Below are 20842 nucleotides of genomic sequence, written 5' to 3'. Positions count from 1 at the left end.
GTCTTCCAGGTCCGTGACGGGAGCTCACGTCCGGGACGCGAGCGGCGCCCGGGCCAGCGCCGCGACGGCCGCGACCAGCCGGTCCACGTGCGCGCCGGTCGTCCCGAGGCCGAGACTCGCCCGCAGCGCCGTCCCGGCCGGGGCCTCGCAGCCCCGCTCGGCGGGGGTTCCGCCGAGCAGCCGGTCGACCAGCGGATGCGCGCAGAATTTCCCGTCCCGTACTCCGATTCCATACGTTCCGGACAGCGCCAGCGCGGCGTCGCGGGCCTCCCACCCGTCGATGACGAACGACACTATCCCGACGCGCGGCTGCCGCTGGCCGAACAACGTGAGTTCGCGCACGCCGGGGACGGCGGCGAGCCCGTCCCGCAGCCGCCGCAGCAGCCGTTCCTCGGCCGCGACGACCGCGTCCCAGCCCGCCGATTCCAGCGTCCGGCAGGCGGCGGCGAGCGCGACGGCGCCGAGGACGTTCGGCGTCCCCGCCTCGTGCCGCGCCTCCGGCTCGGTCTTCCACTCGACGCCGTCGCCGGATACGGCCGCGCTGGCGCCGCCGCCGCGCAGGTACGGCGGTGCGGCGCGCAGCCAGTCGGCGCGGCCCGCGAGGACCCCGGCGCCGAACGGCGCGTACAGCTTGTGCCCGGAGAACGCGACGTAGTCGAGGTCGAGCGCGGCCATGTCGAGCGGACGGTGCGCGACGAGCTGCGCCGCGTCCACCGCGATGCGCGCCCCGTGCCGGTGCGCGACGTCCGCCAGCTCGGCGACCGGCCACAGTTCGCCGGTGACGTTGGACGCGGCCGTCACCACCAGCAGCCGGGGCCCGGCGGGCGCTCCGGCCAGCGCCCGCTCGGCGGCGGCGACCGCGTCCAGCGGCGACGCCGGGGCGGGCAGCCGCACCGCCCGCCGCCACGGCAGCAGCGTCGCGTGGTGCTCGCTGTCGAAGACGACGACGGTGGTGCCGCGCGGGAGCGCCGACGCGAGCAGGTTTATGGCGTCGGTGGTGTTGCGGGTGAAGACGACGGCGTCCCGGTCGTGCGCGCCGAGGAAGTCCCGGACGGTCGCGCGGGCGCTCTCGTAAGCGTCGGTGCTGACCTGCGACAGGTGCCCGGCGCCCCGGTGCACGCTGCTGTAGAAGGGCAGCGCGGCCGTCACCGCGTCCTGGACGCTCTCCAGACACGGGGTGCTCGCCGCGTAGTCGAAGTTCGCGTAGGGGACGGTGCCGCCGCCGTCGAGCGGGACGGGGACGTCGGCGCCGAGCACACGCGGCAGAACCGGAGACGGGGTCGGTGACGTCTCAAGGAACGTGACAGTGGCGAGCGACATGGCCGGACCCTCCCGGGGGAGTCAGGGACCCCCGGGTGACGGGCGGTCCGCACTTGCCGCCACCGCGAGCGCGGGACGGCCCGGTCTTCACCCGGGGCACCCCATCGCGGACGAAGGGTTGCCGGCCAGCAAGCCGGGGCTTTGCGCTGGCACTCATGACCTTGTGCGGAATTATAGGCGCACGCGCACGCCGATCAAGTGGGAGACCCAAGTGCAGACAACCCGATTCCGGGCATCGGCGGCCCTCCTGGCCGCGACCACCCTCACCCTCGTCACGGGTTGCTCGCTCCTCGGCGGCTCGAACACCGCCGAGGTCTGCGCCGAGGCCCGTACGGCGTACGCCCGGTACATGACGCAGATCCAGGCCGTCCCGGCGAACGTCCCGGCCCAGTGGAAGGCCCCCACCGACGCACTCGCCGCCAAGCTGGACGGCCTCGCCGCCAAGGCCGACGACGCGACGCTGAAGAAGACCCTGAAGTCCGAGTCCACCACCCTCCGCGCCGCCGTGACGCCTCTCACAACGGGCGACACCACCCAACTGACCAAGTCCACCGCCGCAACCCCCCGCAACCTCGGCCGAGCCTGCGACTGACCCGCCCCACCACGACCAGCCCGTGTCACACGGCAACACCGGGCAGGCCCCAACCGCGCCGGGCCGCCGCCGGCAGAGCAAGCCCCCGGCGGCGACCACCTCCGCCAGCGGACGGGATCACACCGAGCATCACACCCCGGCACCCGGCGGCCCATTCCTCACATCGCTCTTCGCGCCGATGCTGCGGAACGCACGCAGCCGACGTACTCTGAGCGCGAACCCATGGCCCCGGATTTCAGCGACACGCCGGGACCCACAGCACGACCGGAGGCTCGCTGAAATCCGCCCCCAAAATCCGTGGCATCACGAAGAACTGAGCTGCGGCTTTACCGTGGGGTCCCCATCGCCCCTAAGAGGGGTCGCAACCAGCGGCTGCTGCGGTGCGACGGGTGCGGGCGCCAGTCCCCATCGCCCCTAAGAGGGGTCGCAACGCGTCCACGGCCCACTGCGCGAGCGCGCTCACCTGCCGCGTCCCCATCGCCCCTAAGAGGGGTCGCAACGCTGCTGCCTCGTCCAGGCGCGCGCGGATGTCGCGGTGTCCCCATCGCCCCTAAGAGGGGTCGCAACCGCGCCCGCGACCGGGTGGTCACACGGCGCTTGACCGGTCCCCATCGCCCCTAAGAGGGGTCGCAACAAATGCGGGATCCACAGGCTTTTGTGGGTCCCGGGTGGTGGCCGGGACCCACGGGGGTGGGGTCGGGTCAGCGGTGGAGGTCCAGGTTGGGGACGCCGCCGCCGGGGAAGCCGCCGCCTCCTCCGCCTCCACCGCCACCGCCGCCACCGCCGGGTGGGTCGCCGCCGCCTGGGTTGGGTGGGAGTTCGGGTTCGGTCGGGGGGCGGGGTGGGCTCGGTTCGGATGGGCGGGGCTGGGTCGGGCGGGACGGGGTGGACGGGCGCTGCGGTTCCTGCGGGCGGTACGAGGGCACCGACGGGCGGCCCTGGTAGGGGTCGCCGGTGTAGCCGCCGCCGGGACGCAGGGACGGTGAGCCGAACTCCTTCGGCTCCATGTTCTCGATCGACACCGCCTCGCGCATGTACGAGTTCCAGATCCGCGCGGGGAGCTGCCCGCCGAACACGCTGTAGCCGGGGATCGTCATCGGCTTGCGGTCCTTGTGGAACATCGTCACGCTCGTCGCGAGCTGCGGCGTGTACCCGTTGAACCAGATCGCGACGCCGTTCTCCGTCGTGCCGGTCTTGCCCGCGACGTCGCGTCCGTCCGGGAGCTGGGCGCCCGTACCGGTTCCGCTGCGCACGACCTGTTGCATGGCGTAGTTCGCGTCACGGGCGGTCTGGACGCTGAACGCCCGCTTGCCCTTCTCGCTGAACGTGCGGGTCTTGCCGCCGTCGACCGCGACCGACCGCACCACGTGCGGCGTCCGGTACACGCCCTCGGCCGCGAACGTCGCGTACACCGACGCCTGCTGGACGGGATGCACCGAGACGATGCCGAGCGGGAACGACGCCGCCGCCCGCTGCTCCTTGGTCATCTGGCTCGGCGCGATGCCGAGCTTCTCGGCCATCTTGGCGACCTTCTGTGCGCCGACGTCCCGGTTGAGGTTGACGTACGCCGTGTTGACCGAGTTCTGCGTCATCGTGACGAGGTTGACGGGACCGTAGCTCGTCCCGCCGTTGTTCTCGATCGGCTGGCCGCCGTCGTAGTACTGCGGGGAACTGCCGTCGTAGCTGCTGGTCAGGCTCTTGCCGTCCTCCAAGGCGGCGGCGAGCACGATCGGCTTGAACCCCGACCCGGCCTGCGCGTGGTCGTAGAACGCACTGCTCAGCGGCTCGGTCAGGTAGTTGCGCCCGCCGTAGAACGCCAGGACGCGGCCCGTCGCCGGGTCGACCGAGACCGCCGCCGTCCGCACCTTCTTGCTCAGCCCGTTCGGCAGGTTCCCGGTGACGGACTGGCGGAGCTGGTCCATGAGCTGCTTGTCGAACGTCGTGGTGATGCGCAGGCCGGCGCGGTTGATCTCGTCCTCGCTGTAGCCGCGGCGCTCGATGAGCTCCTTCTTGGCCACGTTGACCATGTAGCCCTTCTGGCCCTTGAGGATGTCGGTGACCTTCAGCTCCTGCGGGACGGGGAACTTCATCTGCGCGGCCTCGGCGGCGCCGACCGAGCCGTCGCGCACCATGTTGTTCATGACGGCGCGCCACCGCGCCTCGGCGCCGGGCCGGTTGCGGTCGGTCAGCTCGGCGAAGTTGGACGGCTGCTGGATCGCCGCTGCGAGGTAGGCGCCCTCGGCGGGTGTGAGGTCCTTGACGTCCTTGCCGTAGTACGCCTTGGCGGCGGCCTGGACGCCGTAGGCGTTCCGGCCGAAGAAGATCGTGTTGAGGTACTGCTCCAGAATCCAGTCCTTGGACTTCTCCCGGCCGACCTTCAAGGAGACCATGATCTCCTTGAGCTTGCGGGTGATCGAGCGTTCCTTGCCGATGCCGCCGTAGTAGTTGCGGACCATCTGCTGCGTGATGGTCGAGCCGCCCTGGAGCTGCTCGCCGGTCGCGGTGGACCAGAACGCGCGGGCCGTGCCCTTCAGCGAGACGCCGGGGTCTTCATAGAAGCTGCGGTTCTCGGCGGCGATGACGGCGTCGCGGACGCCCTTCGGGATGTCCTCCATGCCGACGGCCTCGCGGTTCACGCCCGTCTTGGCGATCTGGGTCTTGCCGTCGCTGTAGTAGAACGTCGGCCCCTGGGCGATCGCCGCCTCCTGCGGCGACGGGACGGGCGTGAACAGGTACGCGACGCCGAACGCCGCGAGCACGAACCCGACGAACGCCAGCAGACCGATCGCGACGCGTCGCGTGTACCGCGCGCGCTTGCTGCGCGGCGGCTTCGCGGGAGGCACGGCCGACGTCTTCGTCTCCGCCGCCGGAGCCTCCCCGAGCCCCCGCGTCGCCGCGCCGCCCTCGGCCGCGCCGTCGCCGGTCGCGCTGCTTCCGGCCGCGCCGCCCCCGGCCGCGCCGCCCTTGGGCGCGCCGTCACCGGTCGCGCTGCCCCCGGCCGCGCCGTCACCGGTCGCGCTGCCTCCGGTCGCGCTGCCTCCGGTCGCGCTGCCTCCGGTCGCGCTGCCTCCGGTCGCGCTGCCTCCGGTCGCGCTGCCTCCGGTCGCGCTGCCTCCGGTCGCGCTGCCTCCGGTCGCGCTGCCTCCGGTCGCGCTGCCTCCGGTCGCGCTGGCTCCGGCCGCGCTGTCACTGGTCGCGCTGCCCTCGGGCGCGCTGCCCTTGGGCGCGCCATCGCCGGTCGCGCCCGACGACGGGGCGCCTGTGGGGGAGTCCGCGCCGTCTCCGGCGGGGGTGCCGAGCCGGGCCGTCTCGCTCGCCGTGGCGGACGCCGCCCCGGCGGGGACGTCACCGGCTGCGGAGACGGCCGAAGTGGCGCCGACTGGGGCGCCCGCGTCGTCGGTCGAGGGTTCGCCGCGCGCGGGTGGGGCCGCCGCGCCGGTGGGCGCGGCGCTGCCGGGGGCGCCCGCGTCGTGGTCGGGGCGTGCCTCGGCGGGGGGAACGGCGGTCGCTCCGGCCGGCGCGGTGCCAGCAGGGGTTCCCGCGTCGTCGGTGCGTGGCCCCATGGGTTCGGCGCTCGGGGGAAGGGCCGCCGTGTCGTCGGTGCTCGGCTTGGTCGAGGTGCCGGGGGAGTTCGCGTCGTCGGCCGTTGTGCCGCGAGGGTCGGGCGCGTCGGTGGGCTCGTCGTCGTTCGCCGGGGAGTCGGTGTCGCCGGGAGAGGGGGCGGGGGTCTCGGGGGCGGTCGCGTCGGGTTCGGCGCGGGACGCGCCGTTCGTGCTGGCCGGACCGGCGGCCGGCCGTGCTCCGCCCGTCCCGTTGACGCGGGCGGTGGAACCCTCACCGGACGGGGCGGCACCGTTGGCGGCGCCGTCCACGACCTCGTTCTCCCCGGTGGGCGTCCTGCCCGCCGGTTTCCTGTCGCTGTCGCTCACAAGCCCCCCGTGATGATTCCGTTACCGACGATACCCGAGGGGAACAGTGCCTTCGGCCGGTCGTGCACAGGGCCCTCGGGTCTGCAAGAGGGGACGGCCGACCACCCGCGCGGGTTGTCGCCCGGACGTCCCCGAAACGTTCAAAACCGAACGGCGGGACCCCGTCCGAGGGGCCCCGCCGTCAGGCGTGTCCTGCTGGTCCGGATCAGACGACGCCGAGGATGTCCACGATGAACACCAGCACGTCGTCGCCCTTGATCGGGACCGCGGCCTGCGGGTTGCCGTCCTTGCCGTAGCCGTCCGCCGGCGGCAGGACGAGCATGACGCGGCTGCCGACCTTCTGGCCGGTGAGTCCCTTGTCGAAGCCGGGCACGGTGGCGCCGGTCCCGATCGGGAAGACGGTGGGCGCGCTGCCGTAGTTGCTGTCGAACTGCTTGCCGTTGCGCCAGAGCTGCCCCTGGTAGCGGACGACGGCCTGGTCGTTCTTGGCCAGCGCCTTGCCGGTGCCCGCGATGACGGTGTGCGTCTCCAGCTTCTCCGGCGCGTCCGTCTTCGGGATCGTCACCTTGGGCGCCTTGCCGGGCTCGGCGGCGGCGACCTTGGGCAGGTCCTTGCCGGGGTTCTTCGGCTCGCCGGTCGGGCCGGACTTGTCGTCGAAGACGTTCAGCACGTCGATGACGAAGACGACCGAGTCCTTGGGGGACAGGCCCATCTGCTCGCCCTGCTCACCGAAGCCCTGGCTCGGCGGGATCTCCAGGACGACGCGGCTTCCCGCCGTCTTGCCGACGAGGCCCGCGTCGACGCCCTTCAGCCCCGTCTTGCCGATGACGAGCGGCTGGACCTGGTTCGACTGCGGGTTCTGGGGGTTCGGCTTGAAGGTGTTGCCGAGTTCCTTGTTGGTGCTCTTCTTGTCGCGCTCGGAGCCGGTGTCGGGCGCCCACTGGTAGAAGGCGAAGCGGCCGAACACGGTGGAGCCGTTCGCGATGGCCGAGCCGTCGCCCTTGATCGGCGTCGTCACCCTGAGCTTGGACGTGGGCGCGATCTCCTCCGGGATGGAGATCTTCGGCTGCTTGCCGAACGCGCCCGTGACCTCGATCACCGGGTCGGGCCGGGTGACGACGTACGCGACGCCGCCCGCCGCGGCGAGCACCGCGACGACGGCGGCGAGGATGCCGAGCCGCTGGCGCTTCTTGGCCTGCGCGGCGGTCAGCCCGGACGGCCGCGAGCCACCGCGCCGCCCCGCGCTGATGCCGTGCGGGGTGAACTGGGGGCTGCGGATGTTCTTGGCGTTCGGAATCTTCGCCTTGGCCGGCGGTTCACCCCGGGGCTTGTCATCCTCAGACATGTTTCCTCACTCGCTCCGGGATCGACGACACGGCAACGGTCACACCCTGCCACCGCGCACCTAAGAGGACTGTGAAAACAGGGCAAAGACGACCGGTCCGTAATCTACCGGTCCGGGACTGGCCGTCCTGACCTTCGGCCCGCCGGTGGACGGCGGGGGGAAGCGACCACGATACCGCCGCCCGCGACCCGGGGCGAAAGGGGCGGACGGCGCCGGGACATGCGGATTCGCGCCGGGCCGTCGCGTCCCGGACGGCGGAGACCCGCGCCCCGGCCGCGACGTTCCGGCCGGGGAGATTCCGCAGCCGTTGTTCCTTCTTTTCCCAAGCCGCCGTGTCCGGAAAGCGCGACTCGGGCATGACGGATGTGTTCTCCGGAGGGATCGACGACGACCAGAGGCTCGACATGGTGCATCAAAGCGAAGTGGCGGGCATAAGCCCTAATTCCGGGCAGAAGCGGCGTCCTCGAACGGACTGGCTCGTCTTCGGCGTCACCACGACCCTGACGCTCGCGTTCGTCGTCTGGGGCGCCGTCGCCACCGACGTCCTCCAGGACGTGTCGGCGGCGTTGCTGGCGGGCGTCATCGGAAATGGCGGCTGGGGATTCGTCCTGGCGACGTCGGGATTCGTCATCTTCGCCCTCTGGATCGCGTTCAGCCGTTACGGCCGTATTCGTCTCGGGGCGGACGGCGAAGAACCCGAATTCCGCACGGTCTCGTGGATCGCCATGATGTTCAGCACCGGCATGGGCATCGGCCTCATGTTCTACGGCGTCAACGAGCCGCTCGCGCACTTCACCGAGCCGCCGCCCGGCACGCACGGGCCCGGCGACCCCGCCCCGGCCCGCATCGAGACCGCGATGGCGACCACGCTGTTCCACTGGACGCTGCACCCCTGGGCCATCTACTCGATCATGGGCCTGGCGATCGCCTACAGCGCGTTCCGGCGCGGCCGGCGGCAGACGATCAGCTCGGTCTTCACGCCGCTCATCGGCCGCCGCAACACCGAGGGCCCGGTCGGCAAGGTCATCGACATCCTCGCGATCTTCGCGACGCTGTTCGGCTCGGCCGCGTCCCTCGGCATCGGCGCCCTCCAGATCGGCAGCGGCCTCACCGAGCTGGGCTGGGTCACCGACTTCGACGACACGCTGCTGGTGCTCGTGATCGCGGCGCTCACGCTGGCGTTCGTCGCGTCCGCCGTCTCGGGCATCGCGCGCGGCATCCAGTGGCTCGCCAACATCAACATGGTGCTGGCGTTCGTGCTGCTGGTGTTCGTCTTCCTCGTCGGCCCGACCGTGCAGATCCTCAACATGATCCCGACGTCGATCGGCGCCTACCTCGGCGAGCTGCCGCAGCTCGTCGGCCGCACCGAGGCGACCGGCGGCCCCGGCGTCGACGCCTGGCTCGCGCAGTGGACGATCTTCTACTGGGCGTGGTGGATCTCCTGGACGCCGTTCGTCGGCATGTTCATCGCCCGCATCAGCCGGGGCCGCACGATCCGCCAGTTCGTCGGCGGCGTCATCCTCGCGCCGTGCCTGGTCAGCCTGGTCTGGTTCGCGGTGTTCGGCGGCACCAGCACGCTGTTGCAGGCGCGCGGGGTGCCGCTCGCCGACGCCGGGTCGCCCGAGGCGCAGATGTTCACCATGCTGCGCGAGTTCCCGATCTTCGGCGCGGTGAGCGTGCTCGTCATCGTCCTCATCGCGATCTTCTTCGTGACCGGCGCCGACTCGGCGTCGCTCGTCATGGGGACGCTCTCCCAGCACGGCACGCTCGACCCCACCCGGCCCGTCGTGATCGTCTGGGGCGTGCTGACCGGCGGCGTCGCGGCGATCATGCTGATCATCGGCGGCGGCGGCGACGCCGCGCTGACCGGGTTGCAGAACCTCACGATCCTGGTGTCGGTGCCGTTCCTCATCGTCCTGGTGCTCATGTGCGTCGCGCTCACCCGCGACCTGCGGCGCGACCCGCTCATCCTGCGCAGCCGGCGCGGCCGGGAGGTGGTCGAGGCCGCCGTCGACACGGGCCGCGACCGCTACGACGGCGACTTCGTCCTCGACATCAGCCCGTGCGAGCCGGACGGGGAGGCTCGGGCGCGGCGTTCCGTCCCCGGCAGCGGTTAGGGTCGTCTGCATGGCGGACGAAGGGTCGGTGCGGGTCGACGTCTACATCTGGTCGATCCGGCTGGTGAAGACCCGCTCGATGGCCACGGCCGCGTGCCGGGGCGGTCACGTGCGGGTGAACGACGAGCGCGTCAAGCCCGCCGCCGTCGTGCGTCCCGGCGACCGCATCCGCGTCCGGCTGGACGGGCGCGAACGCGTCGTCGAGGTGCGTCAGATCCTGCGCAAGCGCGTCGGGCCGCCCGCCGCCGCCCTCGCCTACACCGACCACAGCCCTCCGCCGCCGCCGCGCGAGGCGCTGGTCCCCGTGGCGCGCCGCGACCGGGGCGCCGGGCGTCCCACCAAGCGCGACCGGCGCGAACTCGACCGGCTCCGCCGCGACCTCGAACAGGGCTGACGGCCGCGCGCGTCAGGCGGGACGGGGCGAGGGGTTCTTCCAGACCTCCAGGAACAGGTGCTCCCAGGCGTCGGCGATCGGGTCGGGGCCGTAGTGCTCGGCCACCGTGCGGCGGGCCGCGTCGCTGAGCTTGCGGCGCAGTGATTCGTCCCCGATGAGGCGGTTGATGCCGTCCGCGAGGGCGTCCACGTCCTGTTCGGGGATGAGCAGCCCGTCGACGTCGCCGGTGAGGATCTCGCGGGGGCCGATGGGGCAGGCGTAGCTGACGGCGGGCAGGCCGCAGTTCATCGCCTCCAGGAGCACCATGCCGAAGCCTTCGGACTTGGAGCTCATCGCGAAGATCGAGCCCTGGGCGAGGCGCCGGTCGAGTTCGCGGGTCGGTCCCATGACGAACACGTTGTTGTACAGGTGGCGCTTGAGCACCATCCGGCGCAGGCGCTCCTCCTCCGGGCCGCCGCCGTAGATGCGCAGCGTCCAGTCCGGGTGGCGCTCGACGACCCGCTCGAACGCGGCGATGAGCTGGTGGAAGCCCTTGTTCTCGTCCAGCCGTCCCGCCGTGACGACGACCTTGGCCGCGTGGCCGGTCTGCGGGACGTCGAGCGAGTGCACGGCGTTCGGGATGCGGCGCACCCGGACGCCGGGGAAGAGGCCCGCGTAGTGGTCGAGGTCGGAGCGGCTGAGCGTGACGATCGCATCGAACGTCGGATAGGTCGCCTCGACGTGGTCGCGCCACACGCCCTTGTGCGCCAGGGCGTGCATGTGCTCCTGGACGATCCGGGGCACGTCCGCCGGAAGATGGTTCCGGACGATCAGCGCGATGCTGGCCCGGGTGGCGACGACGATGCCCTCCCGCACCCCGCGCAGGTACGCGACGAGGTTGCCGGTGCGCCGCCGCGACAGCGGGTCGGCGGACATCTGCTCGGGGAGTCCGGCGTGCCAGGACGTGTCCTCGGTGCCGTCCTCGTCCGGCTTGGGCGCTTCGGCGCGTTCGTCGGTGAGGGGGACGACGCGGACGCGTCCGTCCAGCGGGAACGCGGGTTGCTCCTGCGTGCGCTGCATGACGGCGATCTCCACGTCGAAGCCGCGCGCCACGAGCGCGTTCGCCTGCGTGACGACCGTCCGCACGGTCCCGCCGACGCCGTACACGTTGAACGTGACGTAAATGATCTTCGGTCGCTTCATCGCCCCTCCTGCGCCCCCGCTTGCAAAGCGTCACGATACGCGGCGCCGACGTTCAGCCGGACCGCGGCGCCGGGTTCGTCCAGACGTCCAGGAACAGGTGCTCCCAGGCGTCGCCGATCGGGTCGGGACCGTACTGCTCGGCGACGTAAATGACTTCGGCCGCTGGGGTGAAAGGCCGGGAACTCAACGCCCCACCGCCTCGTTCGGCAGAGGGGACGAGTGGAACAACAGGGGAAAGAGAGCGCGCCCGGCAGGATTCGAACCCGCGACCGTCGGTTTAGAAGACCGGTGCTCTATCCAGCTGAGCTACGGGCGCTCGGTGCTCAAGGGGTGGGCACCGGGTCACAGTGTAGGGCGGCGGGTGTGCTGGCTCCACCTCTGTTTCGGGTGGTCTGCGTGGGGGCGGGGAGGTTCTATCGTGGGTCAGCGTGGCGGGTGAGGTCGAAAGGGTGCTCTCGCGGGAGGGCCTCGCGGACGGTGTGGTGCGCGTCGGGGAGACCGTGCGGCGGCCCCTGGGGGCGCACGGTCCCGCCGTGCACGGGCTGCTGCGGTATCTGGAGGACGTCGGGTTCGACGGGGCGCCGCGCTTCCTCGGCGTCGACGAGCAGGGGCGCGAAGTGCTGTCGTACGTCGAGGGCGACGTGCCGCGCGGCGCGCTGCCCGGCTACGCCGCCGCCGACGACGCGCTCGCGGGCGTCGCGCGGCTGCTGCGCCGCTACCACGACGCCGTCCAAGGCTACGACCCACCGGCCGGGGCGCGCTGGGACGCCGAGCCCGCCGACCTCGACGTCGAACCCGAACTCATCGGGCACTGCGACATCACCCCGGAGAACGTCGTCTTCCGCGACGGAACGCCCGTCGCCCTGATCGACTTCGACCTCGCGCGGCCCACGACGCGGCTGTACGACGTCGTCACCGCCGTCCGGCACTGGGCGCCGCTCGCCGACCCCGCCGACCGCGACCGGCTCCTCTACCACGTCGATCCCGGCCCGCGCGTCCGGCTGTTCTGCGACGCCTACGGCCTCGCCCGCGACGAGCGCCGCTGGCTGCTGCCCGCCGCGTGGGCCCGGTTCGAGCGCTCCTACCGCGTCATGCGCGAGCGCGCCGAGCGGCGCGGCGGCGTCTGGGCCGCACTGTGGGACGGCGGCGCGGGCCGCCGCATCCGCCGCGCGCAGGACTGGATGGAACTGCACTGGGACGATCTCGATGGCCACCTGGTCTAGGGCCGCCGGGCTGCTCGCGGGCGTCGCCCTCGACGCGCTGCTGGCCGACCCCCGGCGCGGCCATCCCGTCGCCGCGTTCGGGCGGGCCGCCCGCGCCGTCGAACACCGCCTCTACGGCGACGACCGGGCGCGCGGCGCCGTGTTCACCGCCGTTCTCGTCGGCGGCACCGCCGCGCTGGGCGTGGCCGCCGAGCGCGCGACGCGGCGGCGGCCCGTCCTGCACGCCGGGGCGACGGCGGCCGTCACGTGGGCGGTGCTCGGCGGCACGTCGCTGGGCCGCGAGGGCCGGGCCATGGCGGGACATCTGGAACGCGGCGACCTCGCGGCGGCCCGCGCCCGGCTGACGCACCTGTGCGCGCGCGACCCGAGCGGTCTGGACGCCGCCGCGCTCGCCCGCGCCACCGTCGAGTCCGTCGCGGAGAACACGTCGGACGCCGCCATCGCGCCGCTGGTGTGGGGCGCGGTCGCGGGCGTCCCCGGCCTCGCCGCCTACCGCGCGGTGAACACGCTCGACGCCATGGTCGGCTACCGCAACGCCCGGTACGCGAACTTCGGGTGGGCGTCGGCGCGGCTCGACGACGTCGCGAACTGGGCGCCCGCCCGCCTCACGGGACTGCTCACGGTCGCGTGCGCGCCGCGCTCGGACGCCTGGCGCGTGCTGCGCCGCGACGGCGCCGCCCATCCCAGCCCCAACGCGGGCCGCTGCGAGGCGGCGTTCGCGGGCGCGCTCGGCGTCCGGCTCGGCGGCGCCAACGTCTACCACGGGCGCACCGAGACCCGGCCCACGCTGGGCGACGGGCGGCCCCCGGCGGTCGCGGACGTCCGCCGCGCGACCCGCCTCTCGACGGCCGTGACGCTCGCGGCGGCGCTCCTCGCCTCGGCCGCCGCCCTGGCGCTGGCCCGGCGGGCGGGCTGATGGGCGCGCTGCTGGTCGCGGGGACGACGTCGGACGCCGGGAAGAGCCTCGTCGCGGCCGGGATCTGCCGGTGGCTGCGGCGCGAGGGCGTGCAGGTGGCGCCGTTCAAGGCGCAGAACATGTCGCTGAACTCGATGGTGACGGCGGACGGCGCCGAGATCGGCCGCGCCCAGTACATGCAGGCGCAGGCGGCGGGTGTCACGCCCGCCGCCGTCATGAATCCCGTGCTGCTCAAGCCGGGCAGCGACCGCCGGAGCCAGGTCGTCGTCCTCGGCAGGCCCGTGGCCGACGTCGACGCTCTGGAATACGGCGCCCACAAGGCCCGGCTCAAGAAGATCGTCCTGGAGTGCCTGGAGGAGCTGCGCGGCAGCCACGACGTCGTCGTCTGCGAGGGCGCCGGAAGCCCGGCGGAGATCAACCTGAGGGCGAACGACATCGTGAACATGGGGCTGGCGCGCGCCGCCGGGCTCCCGGTCGTCGTGGTGGGCGACATCGACCGGGGCGGGGTGTTCGCGTCCCTGTTCGGGACGGTCGCGCTGCTCGAACCCGCCGACCAGGCGCTCGTCGCGGGGTTCGTCGTCAACAAGTTCCGGGGCGCGGTCGAGCTGCTCCGCCCCGGCCTCGACCAGTTGCACGCCCTCACCGGCCGCCCGACCTACGGCGTTCTGCCCTGGACGCCCGGTCTGCACCTCGACTCCGAAGACTCCCTCGCCCTGGACGCCCCGCGCGCCGCCGCCCTCGCCCCCCACGGGCGGGACACGCTGCGCGTCGCCGTCGTCCGGTATCCACGCATCTCGAACTTCACCGACCTGGACGCGCTGGTGTGCGAGCCCGGTGTCGCCGTCCGGTACGCGACCGGCCCCGGCGACCTCACCGACGCCGACCTGGTCGTCCTGCCGGGCAGCCGCGCGACCGTCGCCGACCTGGACTGGCTGCGCGAACGCGGCATCGCGGACGTGATCGTCCGTCGCGCGCGGGACGATCGTCCGGTGCTCGGCATCTGCGGCGGCCACCAGATGCTGGCGCGCTCGATCACCGACGACGTGGAGTCCCGCCGGGGCCGCGTCGACGGCCTCGGGCTGCTCCCCGCCGACGTCGTGTTCGCGGCGGCGAAGACCCTGGCCCGCCCCACCGGCCACGCCTACGGGCACCCGGTCGAGGGCTACGAGATCCACCACGGCACCGTCCACGTCGACGGCGGCGACCCGTTCCTCGACGGCTGCCGCGCCGGAGCCGTCTGGGGCACCACCTGGCACGGCGCGCTGGAGAACGACGCGTTCCGCCGCGCCTTCCTCACCGACGTCGCGCACGTCGCCGGACGCGACTTCACCCCGGCGCCCGACGTGTCCTTCGCCGCCCTGCGCGAACGGAGCCTCGACACCCTCGGTGACCTGGTCGAACAGCACCTCGACACCGCCGCGCTGCGCCGCCTGATCGACGGCGGCGCCCCGTCCGGCCTCCCGGTGGTGCCGCCCGGCGGCCCGCCGCGCTGACCGGCCTACCGGAACGGCGGTGTTCCCGCGGCGGCGGCGTACGCACCGGTAGGGTGATCCATTCGGCGTCCGGCGACCGCACAGGAGGAACCACCCGTGACCGAGCGGAGCAGTGCGATCGTCCCGCTGTTGAAGGCGCGGGTTCCGGCGGAGGTCCAGCTTGAGTTCCCGTTGCCGCCGGGGGAGGAGCCCGTCCGCGACGACCTGGCCGGCGACCTGTACGTCACGTACGCGTTCGAGGTCACCGACGACGGCCGCCGCCGCTACGAGCACGTCGCCGCGCGGCACTGCGCCGAACTCGACCTGCGCCCGTCGGCGCTCGCGGGCCTGGCCACGCTGAACCTGCGCACGCTGCGGCCCGAACTGTCGCTGCACTGGTACCCGGACGCCCGCGCCGTCACCGTGACCCTCGGCGGCCTGGAGGCGGGCCTGCTCCTGGACGACGGCTTCCTGGAGAAGCTCGAACAGGACGTCGAAGGCGACCTCGTCGTCGCGACGCCCGCGCGGGACGTCTTCGTCGCCACCGGCACCGGCCACCCGGACGGAGTGGACAAGCTCCGCTGGGCCGTCGGCCGCATCTGGGCCGACGGCCGCCACGAGGACGACGCACCCCCGGCCGCCGACATCCCGGCGGGCACGCTCCTGAGCCGAGACCTCCTCGTCCGCCGCTCGGGCCAGTGGGACGTCTTGGCCTGACGGGCCGCCGCTCGTCCCAGCCGTGCGCCGGAGCGAGGGGCGTTCGGCTGTGTTCAGAGGGCTCGATGGTGTCCGCGACGCGGTGAGGCTTTCGCGGGCGACCAGGAGCCCGCCGCTCACCGTGTGAGGAACTTGTGTGCGCCGCGTAGGCGGGTTGTCAGTTCTTTCTGGGTGTGGGTTCCGTCGAGGCGGATGTCCCTTGGGGAGTCGGGGCGGTGCGCGGGTCGCAGGAGGGCGGGGTCTAGGCCGTCGCGGCGGGTGAGGAGTACGCCGAGTTCGTAGCGGCTGACGGCGTCCGGTCCGGGGAGGTGGACGGTCCCGGCGTGGTCGCCTTCGGCGATCTCCACTAGGGCGGCTGCCAGGTCGTCGGCGTGGATCGGGCAGCGGATGTCGTCGACGAACAGTTCACCGTCGCGTCGCCCGGTGGCGAGGTCGCGGACGAACGTCTCGTGTTTGGAGTCTCCGTCTCCGATGATCAGGGACGTGCGGGCGATGACGGCCGAGGGGGTCAGCGCGCGGACCGCCGTTTCGGCGGCGGCTTTCGCCGCCCCGTAGGGGGTGACGGGATCGGGGAGGGCCGCCTCGTCGTAGTGGACGTCCCGGCCCGAGAAGACGGCGTCGCTGGAGACGTGCACCAGGCGGCACCCGTGGCCGCGGGTCGCGGCGGCCAGGCGGGCGGCTCCGTCGGCGGTCGTGGCCCAGTCGGCCGGCCGGACCGCGACGTTGATCACGGCGGACGGACGGACGGCGGCGAGGGCGGTGGCGATCTGATCGGGAGCACGAAGATCGACGGGCAGCCACCGGACGTCGGCGTCACCGGGACGGCTCGTGTAGGTGGCCGCCATGGCGTGTCCGACGGCGACGGCTCGCCGGACGACCCGGCGGCCCAGGTGCCCGCTTCCGCCCACGATCAAGAGGCTCATGGGCGGAAACGATGAGGCCGCCACGCTGGGCGGGGAGGGTCCTCCTGGAGATCGAGCAGGTGCAGGAGCCGCCACGCAGGTCGCCCGTCCCCGTGCGGTGAGTAGGTGGGGTGTGGCGTGTGGGCGTCTTGACCGGCGAGGGGTTCGCGGGGTCGTATCCGGGTGGGCGAGGGGAGCGCGTATGGGGCGTGGGAACGGGGAGGGTGACGGGCCGGTCGTCACCTTTTACTGTAAGGACCCCGGCTCGCAGGGTGATATCGAGTGCGACACCTTCTATTCGACCGATCGCGGCTCCTGGGTCGTCCAGGGCAAGGCGCGGGGGGCCGATGTGGGGGCGCAGTTGGTGGCGCTGGGCGACGATGAGGGGTTCGTTGAGATCTCTGGGCCTGCGGCGGCCGTTTTCGTCCGGAAGTATGTCAGGGAGCATTATGGAATCGATCTCGGCGAAGCGGCGCCTTGAGGTGTTGTTCGGGGAACCGGCGCAGGAGGTGCGGAAGCTGGAGCTTCGGGACGGTTATGAGGTGGACCGGGGTCTTTTTGAGGCGTGGCGTGCGGGTGATCGCGCCGCCGTCGAGAAGACGATGCGCGGGCACCGGGACGCTCGTGCCGAGAGGGCCGCTCGCGGTTTCCCGTTCCGTCGCGTCCGGGTCGTTTCCGAGCCGCTTTCGGAGTACCAGCGAATGGCGGTCGATATTGCCGACCCGGACGAACGGCTCAGATGGCTTCCCCGGCACAGGGTCTCCGCCGTTCCGCTGCCGGGGAACGACTGCCTGATCCGCGACGACCTGGTCGTGTTCAACCTGATCGGCGGGGACGACCAGCAGTCCGATATCCAGCTCTCCACCGACCCGGACGTGGTGAATTTCTGCAACGAGGCGTTCGAGCGGGCGTGGTCACTCGGGACGCCCAACGGCGAGTACGAGCCGTAGCACGGTGTCGGATCGGCAGCCGTCCGAATCCGCACGGCAGGCCCTCGGCGCCCAGCTCAGAGACTTGCGGCTCGGCGCCGGCCTCACCGGCGTCGAACTGGCCCGGCGGTGCGGATGGCACAAGACCAAGGTCTCCAAGATCGAGCACGCGACGCAGAATCCGAGTGAGGACGACATCCGGAGATGGGCCGTCGCCTGCGGCGCCGGAGCGTCGATCGCGGAACTGATCGCCGCCGGTCGCGAGATCGAGCACATGTGGACCGATTATCGGCGGCGCCATCGGCGCGGCATGAAGCGTCTTCAATTCCATGCGATGGACCTGTATGCCGCGTCCAAGCTCATTCGGGTGTACGAGTCGTTGTTCATACCCGGCTTCTTGCAGACGGTCGAGTACGCCGAGGCGCAATTCACGATCCATGCCGGGCTGCACGGCCTGCCGGTCGGCGACGTCGCGGAGGCCGCGCAGAACCGGATGGCGCGCAAGAGATTCCTGGGCACCGGGGCGCCTGCGTTCGCGTTCTTGCTGGAGGCGTCCGCGCTCACGAACAACACGGGCGGCGTCGACGTGATGAACGCCCAGCTCGACCACCTCCACGAGGTGTCGGCGCTCCCGTACGTGTCGGTGGGCATCATCCCGGAGGGGCGCACCCACGGGTTTTGGTGCATTGCGGGCGCAGGCGGTGTTCGGGGCGGCAGCCGGGGCGGAGATCGAGGGGGCTCGGGCACGGCTGGGAGGAACTTGAAGCAACGTTCTGGCGTCCTGGGTGTGAGTGTCCCTACCGTCGCGGTCAAGGAGCGGGACAGAGACGGAAGGAGACGAACGGTGGGGAAGCACGAAGCGCCCAAGGAGAAGCCGCAGCCGATCAAGTTGCCGAAGCCGACGTCGGACGGGGATCGCCCGGTCAAGAAGGGCGGGAAGTGAAGGGCATCGCCCACTACATCGAGGGAATGGCCGATGGGCTCGTCGCGTCGGGATATTCCCTCGATGAGGAGTGGCGTCGGGTATTGCACGCCGTGCCTCGGCACGTGTTCGCGCCCTCGGCGGCGTGGGTCGGACGCTGGGACGGGCCCGCGCGTCTCGTTCGGCGGGACGTGGACGAGGAGGCGTGGCTGCGTGCGGTGTACTCCGATGTCTCGATCGTCACGCAGTTCGATGACGGCGCCGGTGCGCTGGAGGCGGGCGGCGAGGACTTCACCTCGTCGCTGTCGGCGCCCGGCGTCGTCGTGGCGTTCCTCGATCTGCTCGGTGTGCGGGATCACCAGCGGGTGCTGGAGGTCGGCACCGGTACCGGGTGGACGGCGGGGTTGCTCGCGTGGCGGCTCGGGGACGAGAGCGTGACGAGTGTCGAGATCGACGCCGGGGTGGTGCGGGAGGCGAGGGCGAACCTGCGGGACGCCGGTCTGGGGCCTGGCGTGGTCGAGGGGGACGGGGCGGACGGGTGGGAGGCGGGGGCTCCGTACGATCGCGTGCATGTCACGTGCGGGGTGCGGGAGGTGCCGTACGCGTGGATTCGGCAGACGCGGCCCGGGGGCCGTGTGGTGTTTCCGTGGATGCCCGGTTTCGCGTTCGGGCATCGGGCCTGGCTGACCGTGACCGGGGACGGACGCGGCATCGGTCGTTTCGCGGGCAACGCGGGATACATGATGCTGCGTTCGCAGCGGTTCGGGGACTATGCGCCCGCCGTGGAGGAGGACGCCGAGCCGGGTGAGACCCGAGTGGACCCGCGCGCGGTCGCGGGTGAGTCGTACGGGTGCGATGTGGCCGTCGCGGGGCTCGTGCCGGGAGTGACGTCCGTCGAGGAGGAGACCGGGGGCGGGTGCGTCCGGCTGCATCTGCGTGACCCGGACGGTGCGTGGGCTCTGGTGGACTTCGAGCCGGGCCGGGACGTCTTCCCAGTGTTCCAGGCGGGGCCCCGGCGTCTGTGGACCGAAGTGGAGGCCGCCTACCTGCGCTGGCTCGCGTGGGGCAGCCCGAGCCGCGACCGTTTCGGGATGACCGTCACCCCCACCGGCCAGCACCTGTGGCTCGACTCCCCGGACAACCCGATCACTCCCTGAACACCAGACGCCCCCGGCCCGAGTGTGTCGGGGCCGGGGGCGCTCTCTGCGCTCAGAGGGTCTTGACGGTCTCCGCGAAACGGCGGAAGTTGTCGCGGTCTACGAGGAGCTTCGGGCCGCTCGGGTCCTTGCTGTCGCGGACGGCTACCGTGGTGGGGACGTTGGCGACTTCGATGCAGTTGTCGCCGCTCTCGTCGGAGCGACGGGACTTGCGCCACTGTGCGCCGGTCAGGAGTTCCATGCACGTCCCTTCTCTTCCATGAACGCGCGGCTCTCCGCGGCGTTCATCGCTTCGGAGCGCAGAATATCCCACGCCTCATGCGCCTCACTCAGGTGTTCGGCGAGCACCAGCGTCGAGCCTCCGCCCATCGAACCCGCGTACATCATCTCGGAGCGGTCGGCCTGGGTGGCGATGATGAACGCGCCAGCGGCGCCGTGGTGGTAGACCTCCTGGGGTGAGATGTGAATGAAGATGCGCGGCATGTGCGACATCTTCACCAGGGCGCGGGTCTGGTCGGCCATGATCTTCGGGGAGCCGACCATGCGGGTGAGCACGCTGGAGTCCAGTAGGACGTGGAACAGCGGCGGGTCGGGGCGGAACAGGATCTCCTGCCGCCGCTTGCGGCCTTCCATGCGGCGCTCGTCGCCGCCGAGGATGACGCGGGCGTAGTCGTCGGTCTGGAGGAGACCGGACACCAGCCTCCACTCGTACGCTCGGAGCTGTACGGCCGTGCGCTCTTCGCGGGGGAAGTCGTCGTAGAACGGTGGGTAGGCGCTCTTGTCTACGAAGTCCTTCCACGCCTGCATGATCTCGCCGTTCGCGCCCGTGGCCGCGTCCAGCGCGCAGGCGTCCTCCCACTTGCAGCGGAGCGTTCCTAGCTGGACGCCGCTCACCCAGGACGCGCTCTTGTAGACCAGTTTGGCCAGTGTCTTGCCGTTGAATCCGGCGTGTTGTCGCCACTTGTCCACTACAGCCCCGAATCGGGCGTGCGTGGTCAATGGTGCTGGTTGAGGCATACGTACCCCCTGCTACGTGCAGTGTTCACCAGATGGCAGCACCTTAGTTGCTGGATCGAGCGTGGAGGGGGTTTTTCGAGAATCGGCGTGCGAATCTGTCGTCGAGAGCTGCAAATCCGACACGAACGCGGAGTGCGATCGAACACGAGAAGGGCCGCATGATGATCACTTCCGGTATCACCGAGCACAGACCGCCGTGTGGCGGAACGGTTGCGGGTGCCGTGTGGGTGGGGGAGGCGCGTGATCTGGCCGGGCAGTGGGCGGATGCGGAGGGCTTTCCCGCCGGGGTGGTCGAGGACGTGCGGTTGGTGGCGTCTGAGCTGGTGACGAACGCGGTGGCGCATGTGGCCGGGTCGTGGGGCGTTGTGTTGCGGTTGTACCGGTGTGATGTGGGTGCGGTGGTGGAGGTGTGGGATTCCGATTCGGCTCATCCGCCTCGTATTGGGGAGCCGGATTTTGTTCGGGAGTCCGGTCGGGGGTTGTTCATCGTGGACAGTCTTACGGGCGGTTTGTGGGGCTGGCAGTGCCTCGCGGATGACAAGGGAAAGGTGACGTGGGCGGCGATTCGGTGCAGATGATGAAGACGAAAGAGGTCGCGCGGTTGTTCGGCGTGACCTCGTACACGGTGGTGCGGTGGACGCGGAGGGGGTTGCTGGCGGCGGGGACGACGCCGTCGGGGCACCTGCGGTTCGACCGCGCCGAGGTCAT

21 protein-coding genes, 1 tRNA gene, 1 CRISPR repeat array and 1 riboswitch are annotated in these 20842 nt (G+C 71.8%); of the genes, 13 read left to right on the top strand and 9 right to left on the bottom strand.

Annotation, left to right across the window (positions count from 1 at the left end):
* Nucleotides 1–24: 24 nt before the first annotated feature.
* Nucleotides 25–1320, bottom strand: a complete 1296-nt coding sequence (locus C229_RS30415; protein WP_051108967.1) for an aminotransferase class V-fold PLP-dependent enzyme — start codon at nucleotides 1318–1320, stop codon at nucleotides 25–27.
* A 44-nt stretch (nucleotides 1321–1364) separates the two neighbouring features.
* Nucleotides 1365–1481, bottom strand: a riboswitch (SAM riboswitch).
* Between the two features lie 50 nt (nucleotides 1482–1531).
* On the opposite strand from C229_RS30415, the gene C229_RS34210 reads away from it, so the two are divergent.
* Nucleotides 1532–1912, top strand: coding sequence for a hypothetical protein (locus C229_RS34210; RefSeq protein WP_018655563.1), 381 nt, complete (start codon nucleotides 1532–1534; stop codon nucleotides 1910–1912).
* Between the two features lie 336 nt (nucleotides 1913–2248).
* Nucleotides 2249–2546: a CRISPR direct-repeat array (repeat unit 30 nt; unit sequence GTCCCCATCGCCCCTAAGAGGGGTCGCAAC).
* Nucleotides 2547–2613: 67 nt separating this feature from the next.
* On the opposite strand, the gene C229_RS34945 is transcribed toward C229_RS34210, so the two are convergent.
* Nucleotides 2614–5841: a transglycosylase domain-containing protein gene (locus C229_RS34945; RefSeq protein ID WP_205624480.1), complete on the bottom strand. Its 3228-nt coding sequence runs from the start codon at nucleotides 5839–5841 to the stop codon at nucleotides 2614–2616.
* A 205-nt stretch (nucleotides 5842–6046) separates the two neighbouring features.
* Nucleotides 6047–7186 carry an FKBP-type peptidyl-prolyl cis-trans isomerase gene (locus C229_RS0113230; RefSeq protein ID WP_018655561.1) on the bottom strand — a complete coding sequence of 380 codons (1140 nt, stop codon included), beginning with the start codon at nucleotides 7184–7186 and terminating at the stop codon, nucleotides 6047–6049.
* A 356-nt stretch (nucleotides 7187–7542) separates the two neighbouring features.
* On the opposite strand from C229_RS0113230, the gene C229_RS0113225 reads away from it, so the two are divergent.
* Together C229_RS0113225 and C229_RS0113220 are read left to right on the top strand one after the other, a co-directional pair.
* Nucleotides 7543–9303 (top strand): BCCT family transporter, encoded by a 1761-nt coding sequence (locus C229_RS0113225; RefSeq protein WP_240487251.1) that lies wholly within the window; start codon nucleotides 7543–7545, stop codon nucleotides 9301–9303.
* 10 nt (nucleotides 9304–9313) lie between these two features.
* Nucleotides 9314–9697 carry an RNA-binding S4 domain-containing protein gene (locus C229_RS0113220; RefSeq protein ID WP_033424340.1) on the top strand — a complete coding sequence of 128 codons (384 nt, stop codon included), beginning with the start codon at nucleotides 9314–9316 and terminating at the stop codon, nucleotides 9695–9697.
* 12 nt (nucleotides 9698–9709) lie between these two features.
* On the opposite strand, the gene C229_RS0113215 is transcribed toward C229_RS0113220, so the two are convergent.
* The 3 genes from C229_RS0113215 to C229_RS0113205 form a co-directional block, all read right to left on the bottom strand.
* Nucleotides 9710–10879, bottom strand: coding sequence for a glycosyltransferase family 4 protein (locus C229_RS0113215; protein ID WP_018655558.1), 1170 nt, complete (start codon nucleotides 10877–10879; stop codon nucleotides 9710–9712).
* Between the two features lie 52 nt (nucleotides 10880–10931).
* Nucleotides 10932–11066 carry a hypothetical protein gene (locus C229_RS35765; RefSeq protein WP_018655557.1) on the bottom strand — a complete coding sequence of 45 codons (135 nt, stop codon included), beginning with the start codon at nucleotides 11064–11066 and terminating at the stop codon, nucleotides 10932–10934.
* Between the two features lie 55 nt (nucleotides 11067–11121).
* Nucleotides 11122–11195 (bottom strand) — tRNA-Arg (locus C229_RS0113205).
* A 112-nt stretch (nucleotides 11196–11307) separates the two neighbouring features.
* Between C229_RS0113205 and C229_RS0113200 the strand changes: the two genes are divergently transcribed.
* From C229_RS0113200 to C229_RS0113185, 4 genes are all read left to right on the top strand, one after another.
* On the top strand, nucleotides 11308–12102 hold the full coding sequence (locus C229_RS0113200; RefSeq protein WP_033424339.1) for a phosphotransferase: 795 nt from the start codon (nucleotides 11308–11310) through the stop codon (nucleotides 12100–12102).
* Complete coding sequence (locus C229_RS0113195; protein ID WP_018655555.1) at nucleotides 12086–13018, top strand: cobalamin biosynthesis protein; 933 nt, start codon at nucleotides 12086–12088, stop codon at nucleotides 13016–13018. Before C229_RS0113200 ends, C229_RS0113195 begins: the two co-directional genes overlap by 17 nt.
* A complete protein-coding gene (locus C229_RS0113190; protein WP_018655554.1) occupies nucleotides 13018–14511 on the top strand; it encodes a cobyric acid synthase in 1494 nt (497 codons plus the stop codon). Before C229_RS0113195 ends, C229_RS0113190 begins: the two co-directional genes overlap by 1 nt.
* A gap of 96 nt (nucleotides 14512–14607) precedes the next feature.
* Complete coding sequence (locus C229_RS0113185) at nucleotides 14608–15207, top strand: DUF1444 domain-containing protein (protein WP_018655553.1); 600 nt, start codon at nucleotides 14608–14610, stop codon at nucleotides 15205–15207.
* 116 nt (nucleotides 15208–15323) lie between these two features.
* Here C229_RS0113185 and C229_RS0113180 read toward each other — a convergent pair whose 3' ends face one another.
* Complete coding sequence (locus tag C229_RS0113180; RefSeq protein WP_026313749.1) at nucleotides 15324–16130, bottom strand: sugar nucleotide-binding protein; 807 nt, start codon at nucleotides 16128–16130, stop codon at nucleotides 15324–15326.
* A 181-nt stretch (nucleotides 16131–16311) separates the two neighbouring features.
* Between C229_RS0113180 and C229_RS34675 the strand changes: the two genes are divergently transcribed.
* The 4 genes from C229_RS34675 (at nucleotide 16312) to C229_RS0113160 (ending at nucleotide 19117) form a co-directional block, all read left to right on the top strand.
* Nucleotides 16312–16590 carry a hypothetical protein gene (locus C229_RS34675; protein WP_018655551.1) on the top strand — a complete coding sequence of 93 codons (279 nt, stop codon included), beginning with the start codon at nucleotides 16312–16314 and terminating at the stop codon, nucleotides 16588–16590.
* Entirely contained in the window at nucleotides 16559–17059 is a 501-nt protein-coding gene (locus tag C229_RS0113170; RefSeq protein ID WP_018655550.1) for a DUF6879 family protein, read from the top strand. Before C229_RS34675 ends, C229_RS0113170 begins: the two co-directional genes overlap by 32 nt.
* A gap of 4 nt (nucleotides 17060–17063) precedes the next feature.
* Nucleotides 17064–17981, top strand: coding sequence for a helix-turn-helix domain-containing protein (locus C229_RS30400; RefSeq protein WP_051108966.1), 918 nt, complete (start codon nucleotides 17064–17066; stop codon nucleotides 17979–17981).
* 92 nt (nucleotides 17982–18073) lie between these two features.
* The gene (locus C229_RS0113160) at nucleotides 18074–19117 is read left to right on the top strand and encodes a methyltransferase domain-containing protein (RefSeq protein ID WP_240487291.1); all 1044 of its coding nucleotides are present in this window, start codon (nucleotides 18074–18076) and stop codon (nucleotides 19115–19117) included.
* A gap of 52 nt (nucleotides 19118–19169) precedes the next feature.
* Here the strand turns inward: C229_RS0113160 and C229_RS0113155 are convergent, their stop codons facing one another.
* Both C229_RS0113155 and C229_RS32820 read right to left on the bottom strand, forming a co-directional pair.
* The gene (locus C229_RS0113155) at nucleotides 19170–19358 is read right to left on the bottom strand and encodes a DUF397 domain-containing protein (RefSeq protein ID WP_018655548.1); all 189 of its coding nucleotides are present in this window, start codon (nucleotides 19356–19358) and stop codon (nucleotides 19170–19172) included.
* Nucleotides 19346–20086, bottom strand: coding sequence for a DUF5753 domain-containing protein (locus C229_RS32820; protein ID WP_018655547.1), 741 nt, complete (start codon nucleotides 20084–20086; stop codon nucleotides 19346–19348). The genes C229_RS0113155 and C229_RS32820 overlap by 13 nt, the downstream gene beginning before the upstream one ends.
* A 209-nt stretch (nucleotides 20087–20295) precedes the next feature.
* On the opposite strand from C229_RS32820, the gene C229_RS30390 reads away from it, so the two are divergent.
* Nucleotides 20296–20712: an ATP-binding protein gene (locus C229_RS30390; protein ID WP_420804668.1), complete on the top strand. Its 417-nt coding sequence runs from the start codon at nucleotides 20296–20298 to the stop codon at nucleotides 20710–20712.
* The coding region (locus tag C229_RS33570) for a helix-turn-helix domain-containing protein (protein ID WP_081639895.1) at nucleotides 20712–20842 on the top strand (131 nt) is incomplete at its 3' end. The genes C229_RS30390 and C229_RS33570, both read left to right, overlap by 1 nt.

The organism is Actinomadura flavalba DSM 45200, assembly GCF_000374305.1.
GTDB lineage: Bacteria > Actinomycetota > Actinomycetes > Streptosporangiales > Streptosporangiaceae > Spirillospora > Spirillospora flavalba.
This window is presented reverse-complemented; position numbering and strand designations above follow the sequence as displayed.

What these genes read in the sequence shown, in the direction of transcription:
- C229_RS30415 (WP_051108967.1), bottom strand. Translation starts at nt 1,320, where the DNA reads ATGTCGCTCGCCACTGTCACGTTCCTTGAGACGTCACCGACCCCGTCT.
- C229_RS0113230 (WP_018655561.1), bottom strand. Translation starts at nt 7,186, where the DNA reads ATGTCTGAGGATGACAAGCCCCGGGGTGAACCGCCGGCCAAGGCGAAG.
- C229_RS0113225 (WP_240487251.1), top strand. Translation starts at nt 7,543, where the DNA reads ATGACGGATGTGTTCTCCGGAGGGATCGACGACGACCAGAGGCTCGAC.
- C229_RS0113220 (WP_033424340.1), top strand. Translation starts at nt 9,314, where the DNA reads ATGGCGGACGAAGGGTCGGTGCGGGTCGACGTCTACATCTGGTCGATC.
- C229_RS0113215 (WP_018655558.1), bottom strand. Translation starts at nt 10,879, where the DNA reads ATGAAGCGACCGAAGATCATTTACGTCACGTTCAACGTGTACGGCGTC.
- C229_RS0113195 (WP_018655555.1), top strand. Translation starts at nt 12,086, where the DNA reads ATGGCCACCTGGTCTAGGGCCGCCGGGCTGCTCGCGGGCGTCGCCCTC.
- C229_RS0113190 (WP_018655554.1), top strand. Translation starts at nt 13,018, where the DNA reads ATGGGCGCGCTGCTGGTCGCGGGGACGACGTCGGACGCCGGGAAGAGC.
- C229_RS0113180 (WP_026313749.1), bottom strand. Translation starts at nt 16,130, where the DNA reads ATGAGCCTCTTGATCGTGGGCGGAAGCGGGCACCTGGGCCGCCGGGTC.
- C229_RS34675 (WP_018655551.1), top strand. Translation starts at nt 16,312, where the DNA reads ATGGGGCGTGGGAACGGGGAGGGTGACGGGCCGGTCGTCACCTTTTAC.
- C229_RS0113170 (WP_018655550.1), top strand. Translation starts at nt 16,559, where the DNA reads ATGGAATCGATCTCGGCGAAGCGGCGCCTTGAGGTGTTGTTCGGGGAA.
- C229_RS0113155 (WP_018655548.1), bottom strand. Translation starts at nt 19,358, where the DNA reads ATGGAACTCCTGACCGGCGCACAGTGGCGCAAGTCCCGTCGCTCCGAC.
- C229_RS30390 (WP_420804668.1), top strand. Translation starts at nt 20,296, where the DNA reads ATGATCACTTCCGGTATCACCGAGCACAGACCGCCGTGTGGCGGAACG.